5 protein-coding genes and 1 pseudogene are annotated in these 8,084 nt (G+C 41.8%); 4 read left to right on the top strand and 2 right to left on the bottom strand.

Annotated features, from left to right (window positions below):
* Nucleotides 1-83: 83 nt before the first annotated feature.
* Together Xmir_RS21550 and Xmir_RS21545 are read left to right on the top strand one after the other, a co-directional pair.
* Complete coding sequence (locus tag Xmir_RS21550; protein ID WP_244171016.1) at nt 84-1,370, top strand: endonuclease toxin domain-containing protein; 1,287 nt, start codon at nt 84-86, stop codon at nt 1,368-1,370.
* The gene (locus tag Xmir_RS21545; RefSeq protein WP_099116044.1) at nt 1,367-1,879 is read left to right on the top strand and encodes a contact-dependent growth inhibition system immunity protein; all 513 of its coding nucleotides are present in this window, start codon (nt 1,367-1,369) and stop codon (nt 1,877-1,879) included. Before Xmir_RS21550 ends, Xmir_RS21545 begins: the two co-directional genes overlap by 4 nt.
* Before the next feature lie 283 nt (nt 1,880-2,162).
* On the opposite strand, the pseudogene Xmir_RS29710 reads toward Xmir_RS21545, so the two are convergent.
* Both Xmir_RS29710 and Xmir_RS21535 read right to left on the bottom strand, forming a co-directional pair.
* Nucleotides 2,163-2,273: pseudogene (locus Xmir_RS29710) on the bottom strand (hypothetical protein); the annotation flags it as partial.
* A gap of 307 nt (nt 2,274-2,580) precedes the next feature.
* Nucleotides 2,581-5,595 (bottom strand): Tn3 family transposase, encoded by a 3,015-nt coding sequence (locus tag Xmir_RS21535; protein WP_099116042.1) that lies wholly within the window; start codon nt 5,593-5,595, stop codon nt 2,581-2,583.
* A 184-nt stretch (nt 5,596-5,779) separates the two neighbouring features.
* Between Xmir_RS21535 and Xmir_RS21530 the strand changes: the two genes are divergently transcribed.
* A complete protein-coding gene (locus Xmir_RS21530; RefSeq protein WP_023043658.1) occupies nt 5,780-6,610 on the top strand; it encodes a KilA-N domain-containing protein in 831 nt (276 codons plus the stop codon).
* A 7-nt stretch (nt 6,611-6,617) separates the two neighbouring features.
* Nucleotides 6,618-7,229: a recombinase family protein gene (locus Xmir_RS21525; protein WP_023043657.1), complete on the top strand. Its 612-nt coding sequence runs from the start codon at nt 6,618-6,620 to the stop codon at nt 7,227-7,229.
* Nucleotides 7,230-8,084 lie beyond the last annotated feature (855 nt).

The following is an 8,084-nucleotide window of genomic DNA, read 5'->3' as shown; positions in this document are numbered from 1 at the left end:
ATCGTGACGGCGGTGTGTGGGTTTACTCATGATTAAAGTCATCCATTCATGTAATAAAGAGTTATTATTACATGAATTTATTCATGACGACACCATCTAAGCTAATTGGTGATAAGGGAGAAATTTTGGGCGCCCCAGGAAAGGTACTCAGCCATGCTGTAGTTTCAGGCATCAGTGCAGAGATTGCCAGAGGGAATGCTCAAGGTGCGGTTGTCGGTGTTCTGGCGGCTGAATTGGCGGCAATTTCTCTCGGTGAAAATATGATTAGACCCGAAGAATGGAAACGTACCGCAGAGGCACAGGCGAGAATATCTCAAGTTTTAGGCGGTTTTGCCGGCGCTGTGTTTACAGGAAAACCGGGAGGAGCATATAGCGGTGCGACGGCGGCTGAGAACACTTTCCGCTATAATTATCTCACTCATCATCAAGCAGCATTACGGGACAAAGAACTGGCCGCTGAACCTAATGCGTTTAATAAGGCACTGATTCATATTAAATGGGGACTAACAAGTACGAATCAGGACGGTGCTGCACTTGCGGGATTTGTGTCAGGAGTTCCTGTTGAACTTTATGATACTGTAGTAGCTCTTCTAGGGGCGGCTGCCAATTATAAAGAGACGTTACAGGCGATAAAAAACCTGATTGATAGTGATAGTATGATGTATACAATTTATGAGGCAGAAAGAGTAGATCTCTCCTACCGACTGAGAGATCTTCAGGCGGAATATGAGCGTGGAGGTGTGGCTGGTGCCTATAAGGCCGGAGTGGAAGCCGGAAAATTAACTACGAAGGTGATAGGGATGTTGATGTTGGTAAAAGGTGGTGTCAGTGCAACAACAAATACACTCAAATCTCTCGGTAAATTTTCTGGTTTGAAAAATGCCGAAGGGATAGTCAATATCAAAAATGTCTATCGACTTGAAAAAGATGGCAGTAAGACACCAATGGCGTGGGGAGAAGGTAATTACAAACAAGGATATCCGTTTGAGGATTTTGTGGGGAAAGAATTAAAGCTGCCAGCCGAGGTCCGTTTACCTTATGGCTCTAAAGTGTTTGACTATTATATTGCACCAACAGGGCAGGCACTCAGTGTAAAAACACTAGACACCATGACAAAAGCGAGAATACAAGATCCTAAACAAATAAGTAACCTATTAGACCATTATATCAATGAGATGGTTAAATTTGATCAAGCAACTAAAGGTGGTGTGGAAATAACAGCTGATATGATTAAACAAAAAACACTGTATCTTGCTGTTCCTGAGAAAACCACCTCAGCGCAATGGGCTGAAATTCATAAGTCGATTGGTTATGCTGCTGAGAAGAGTATCGATGTCAAAGTCACTATTGTGAAAGGAGGTACGCCATGATTGATGATATTGGTCAAGGATTAAATGCATCTATTTATTTTAACAAAGATTTTTATTGTATAATCACAATGTCTGGTTATCGTTTATTGGCAATAGATAGTGAAACAGAAGCCATCTACTTACCTAATGATGTCTCTGATAAAGAATTAAGTGAAGCTGTTCGACAGGCATTATCTCAAAGCCGTCTCGTAGATCCATACGATAAACATTTTTTTTCCCATGATATGCTTAATATCCGCTACAAAAATTGGATTGCTGAAGCTTTGGAAAAAGGCGGATATAAAACCAAACGAGCATTATTTAAAAAAATGAATAAATGTGGCGTGAAATTATTCGACGGTAAACTAACCATTTCACCCTGGGCACATGAAAAACTGGAGACGTGGGGAGGGAAAGGTATTTCTGATGATGATGATATCTCTCTTCCACACGATGCTACTGATGAAGAGCTTGCTAAAGCGGTAAAAGAGGCATTTTTACGGTGTAAAAGTTTTGTCTATGTGCCGTAAAACATAATGGTTGGAGCGCCTTGAGTTATAGCTGTTTTGTATTATCTGCCCCGTTTAGGATGTATGGATACATCCTAAACGGGGTTTTACTAGAAAATTTTATGATTATGTGTAACGACTCGCAATCGAAAACAGCCGGACTCGCATTTATCCGTTTTTTGGCCCAAATTAATTGCAAATGAAAATCCCCACGGGCTCGCGCTAACTGCAAATGGGCTTGCATTTATCTTTTCCGGCTCGCATTTCATTTCGACCAGCTCACAATAACTGCAAATGAAATTCATCATATTGGTAGCCCAACCGCCAACATCCTGTCGCGCAATTCTGCCGTGCGAACCGGATCGAGCTGATTGTTAAATAACGCCCTGATTTCAGCGGGCTTAGCATCAAATTGTAGAGCATAAAAAACCGTGGGGCACTTATGCGGTAAAGCAGTCTAATTTGGCAACCTAAACCAGAGGGCTAACTTGGCGGAGAGCCACTTAACGGTATAAGTATTCATGGGTCATTAATAGGTAATAGCCCAGTTGAATTGCCCATTTTACAGACAAATAACTCAAGTGCCCCACAGTTTTTTATACTCTCGAAATTAGGCTATTTTTGCCCACCCCCCGATAGGGTTCAAAGTTACTTTTCAAGCCCTTCCACTGTTTATGACTTTAATCTGTAAATAATGTCTTCAGGTCAATCGACTTGACGAATTAACCAACGCTAAATGTTGTCGCTATGTCATTAAACTCAAATCGACCGTAGAAATTAATGTGTTGCCACGCCACTGGCGATATTTTACCCAGCTGTCCCATCTCAAATAAACCGTCAGGATCACCTCTCTCAAGCAAACTGGACAAGAGTTCTGCGTTGAAATAAATAACTGCATTGGCTATGAGTCGGGTACATTCGTGGATAATATGTTGTTCATTTTCACTTTTTACATTCATTTTTCCCCCGTTGACATGCGCTATCGCTTTTTTCAATCGGTGGTAAGCTTCACCACGGTTTAATGCTTTGGCAACGTATTGGCGCAGGGATTTATTATCAATATAGTCGAGCATATAGATGCTTCTTATAATATTATCCAGCTCCCACAACGCTTTTTTTGTTTTATTTTGTCGGGCATAAGAGCTTAATTTCCTAACAATGGATGATTGCGTCGTTTCCTTCTGACCAAGAGAAGCCATTATATGTTGAATATTTGGCCACTCTTCGATAATCCGTTCTTCATTCACTTTACGAATAGGCTTAATAAGGAACTCTTCACTGTATTTCCCTGGCGGCTCAAACCCAATGATACCCTCTGTTTTTGTTGGAAAATTTTTATAACGTGGGGCAAACTGATAGCCAAACGCGTATAAAATCCAAAAGTTAACCTGATTAGTGCCGTGGGTATCTACAGAGTGGCGATCGGGATCTATCTCTGTCGTATTATTGTAAAGGAGGTCGAACACAAAATAACTCTCGTGCTCATGGGTGCCTATTACTTTTGCATTGATTGGCACATAATTACCGACCAGTGTTAACGCTGAAATTCCTTTTTTAAGACCGAAGTATTTTGATGCATATCTTGCGTTGGCTGTATTTCTTTGGCTCTCAAACCGTTGCCCATCACTGCTGGAGTGGATCACATCCGACTCAGTATCGTAGTGTCGGAAAATAGATAATTTGGCGGTCGCATTAGCGACCATATCATTGGACTCCTTTAACGTTTCCAGTCGGAAGAAGTTTTGATATGTCATTTGTAGCACCTGATGACTTATGTCAGAAATCTCGCCCATCCTGCCCAGGCTCATATTGGTGCCAAAGGCAATAATACAGGCAATAAGTGACTTTTTATCCTGGTTGCCTTTAGTATATCTGCCTAAAACATGATTGAAACCCGCTAAAAATCCTGTCTTTTTCTCCACATAGCTTAATAAATTAGCGATGCTGATCGTTGGCACAAGATGATAAAAACGATGATTATCTTCATCTTCTTCCTTTTTATAAGGCAGAGTCCAGTTAACGGTACGGCCTTTACGGTAATTGTTAAATTTAACGTCCTTATTTTTTCGGCTGATTATCCTTTGATTTACATGTTGTAGTTTTTCTTCAAGCTCATCTTTAAGTTCTTGCAAAGTTTGGGATATTGGTCTTTGTAATACGGGCAGATCTAGGTCATTCAGGACACTTTGTTTGTCGGCTTTCCACCTGTTCATGGGAATTAAGTCGTCTGTAAAACTTCGATATTTAGTGGTGTTCTGGTTAAAAATGTCCCCTGATTCAAAGGCTGTTTTAAGCATCCTGTATACGGCAAATTCATATCGATCAGGAATGAGTTGAGGTGATTTTGCCCGGCTGTAAAGGTATTTTTGAAGGGATTTAGTTAAAAAATTAACAGGGAAATCTTTGTCGGGTATTCGCCGCAAAATTTTTCCGTCCCTAAGACAAGTTTGGACAAAGATTGCGGCTTCAAGAAGTCCTGACTCATCGGTATGACTACTAAAGTCCAGTACCCGGATAATTTGACGCAGATTCTTTTTAAAGGCGGCCGACAAGGTATCCAAGTGTTGCCAATGAAACTCCTCTTCATCAAAGCCTGATGACCCGATAAAGAGGGTTACTATCTCCATTTGTTCCCTGTTCAACAACTGAAATGCTTTGGTTCGTATCTCACCAAAAGAGACATTGTCAGTGATATCGGGGTTCAAGAAAAAGCCCAATATTTTACCCGTGGCCTTGATATCTTCATTCGCTTGAGACTTCCTTTTATACACCATATCTTTAGCAAACAGTTTAGCGGCTTCTTCATACTGGCGGACATGGCAAATAAAGGCTTCGACCAGATTGTCATTGATGACATGCGTTCGATGGTAGGTGTAGCAAAGAAGATAAAAATAAGCGATCAAAGGGTCAAATCGCCGAAGCTTATAAACTGAATAATATTCAATCAGTGTTGCGTAATAGCGGATGCTTTCATTTGATATGCAAAGTGAGGGTAACCACTGACAGGCAAATTCATAAAGGGGACTGAGTTGCTTTACCCAGGTGGATTCTCTGACAATTTCGGTATAACTAAAGTCCCTTAGTGCCTTTTTTAGTTGGGTTATCCAGTGCAGACCCCCTGATTCTTCAGATAATAAATTTGTGAGTGCCTCTTCCACATCAGGATTAAGATCTGATTTTAATTGCTCACAGATACGCCTCCTCTCATCCGATAAACATCGTCCAATCAAATCCTGAAAAGTACTGTACGCAGGGGGAATGATCTGATTTTTATTGAGGTGACTTAACAATGCCCGCAAGATAAACACAGGCTTAGCTGATCTTTTAACAACCCGTGCGGCCAGTTCAGCTAATTGTTCTGCCATGACACTGCCATAGCGTTGATAATTCAGATGCTGGCAAATAAGTCTTTGCAGTTGTATCCGGGTCGTCTTGCCTGGAACTTTTATATTGGCGGCAGAATGATCAGGGAAATGGCAAGCCAGAATATAAGAGATATCCGTGATGACATCTTCCCGCGTGTAGGTAAAGAATATTTTCCTGGATTTAAAATACCCAAGCATAAGAATGAAGTTCACTCTGGAGTTAACAGACCAACCTTGCGGTATTATCTGATGCTCCGTATCGGATAAGGTGAAATAGTATTCTCGTTCCTCCAAAGTAAATCGAGGCAGGCCAAAATAGTCCTGAATTTCAGGTTGAGTCAATATAGTCAGGCGCTTTTTATTGGTATTCATTTTTTTAATTCTTAATATGGTAGGGTGACATTGAATATGTCACTTTATCTTTTCCTTACTACCTTTAATAGACATAGATTCATATACAGTTTATATTACATCTTTCCATCCGTATTTAGGCTAAAACAAGGCTGTCAATTAAACCTTCGTTTAACTGACACACCAAAAGCGAGAAGAAAGGTTTATGGCGCAAAAAATTGATGTTCGGGGTATAAAAGTCTCTGTCTTTTCCGACAAACAAGATGACTATATATCGCTATCTGACATCGCTAAGTACAAAGATGGCGACCGCGGTGATTACATTCTGCAAAACTGGATGAGAAACCGCAGTACCATTGAGTTTATCGGTTTGTGGGAACAGCTCCATAATCCCGATTTTAATTCCATCGAATTCGATGGATTTAAACATGAAGCGGGCGCAAACAGTTTCTCTCTCACGCCAAAACGCTGGATCACAACCACCAATGCAATCGGGATCATTTCGAAAGCGGGCAGATATGGCGGAACTTATGCGCATCGGGATATTGCTTTTGAGTTTGCTTCCTGGATCAGCGCGGAGTTTAAGCTCTATCTATTAAAAGAATTCCAACGGCTCAAACAAGCAGAAAATGAACAGAAAAATCTGGAATGGAATGTTTCGCGCACTCTGGCCAAGGTCAACTATCATATTCATACAGAGTCAATAAAAACGAACATTATTCCCGCCCTGGAGCTTAATCCAAAAGCAAGAAACTTTGCTTACGCTAATGAGGCCGATATATTGAATCTGGCTTTGTTTGGCAAAACAGCCAGCGACTGGCGTAAAGAGAACCCGGAACTAAAAGGCAATATACGGGACTATGCCACACTGGAACAGCTTGTCGTGTTATCTAATTTAGAAAGCTTCAATGCTGAACTTATCGAGCAAGGCCTCTCTGCAAACGACAGGTTCCAAAAGCTGAATCGCGTTGCGGTCAGTCAAATGAAGATCCTGATAGAAAACAAATCCATTGAAAAACTTAAACAATTAAAATAGGTCGTTCATGCGAATTGGGTATACCCGTGTCTCCAAATCTGATGGAAGTCAGGTGCAGGATCTCCAACTGGATGCTTTACTTGCTGCCGGTGTTAATAAAGAAAATATTTATCAGGATGAAATATCAGGGAAGTCAGACAAACGTCCTGGATTGGATGCCTGTTTGAAAGCCCTCAGGGCTGGCGATGTGTTAATGGTATGGAAGCTTGACAGGCTTGGCCGAAGCTTAAAACACCTGGTGAATACTATCCATGATCTGGCGGATCGAAAAATCGGATTTAAGGTACTGACCGGGCAAGGTGCAGAAATTGATACGACGACGGCCAGTGGCAAATTGGTCTTTGGGATTTTTGCCGCGCTGGCCGAATTTGAACGGGAGTTGATCAGTGAACGAACAAAAGCAGGGCTGGCAGCGGCCAGAGCAAGAGGACGTGAAGGCGGACGTTCTTTTAAACTCACAAAATCTCAGGTTCGCCTGGCACAAGCTTCCATGAAGAGTAGAGATTGTAGCGTATCTGAATTATGTGAAGAGCTTGGGATTAGCAGACAAGCTCTCTATAAGTATGTCGGGCCAGATGGGGAACTCAGGGAACACGGCAAAAGAGTATTAAAATCTTAGCGCTAACTGAGTACCCATTTTTTTCCTCATCAACTTTGAACCTTATCGGGGGATGGGCAAAAATAGCAATTAATAGTAGAGCATAAAAAACCGTGGGGCACTTATGCGGTAAAGCAGTTAAAGCAGTCTAATCTGGCAACCTAAACCAGAGGGCTAACTTGGCGGAGAGCCACTTAACGGTATAAGTATTCATGGGTCATTAATAGGTAATAGCCCAGTTGAATTGCCCATTTTACAGACAAATAACTCAAGTACCCCACAGTTTTTTATACTCTCCTAAATGTTACCCCACTGGTTTTGCGAAGACTGATAATTGATGACATGAATGGCCTACCGGCCTGATGAGAAACCTAACATAAAAATTGGCTCCTTGAAGCCGGCACAGCTTTAAGGTTCATCAGGCGCGGAACTCATCGAGGCGCAGGCTCCTTGCCTATAGTGACGCCGGATAGATTTAAGCAAGCCAAAAATTCATCAAAAATGAGTGTTGCAAAAAGGAGGAAAATAAGATGAGCACTTCCCACCAATATTTGACCTGCGGTGAGAAGCCAGAGATGTAAAGGAGTGGCTCCCCTCAGGTTTAGGGCATCATAGTGCCTGGATTGAGATGCATTCCGCATCCGAATACTGGAGGAGCCATGAGATGAATTATATACCGGTGGGATTAGATATCGCAAAACACGTCATCCAGTTGCATGTGGTTGATTTCCATACAGGTGAGATGGTGGATAAGCAGATAAAACGGGATGCGTTGCTGTAATACCGCTCGCTTAAGCACGAGCGGTTCTCTTTTTATAAGGGTAACGCGGTGCTTTGCAGAGCACTTGCCTTGGGGCTGGTTGACGTTTTCGCTTT

It is taken from the genome of Xenorhabdus miraniensis, assembly GCF_002632615.1.
The sequence above is the reverse complement of the archived record's forward strand: the minus strand, read 5'-3'. Positions and strand labels throughout refer to the sequence as shown.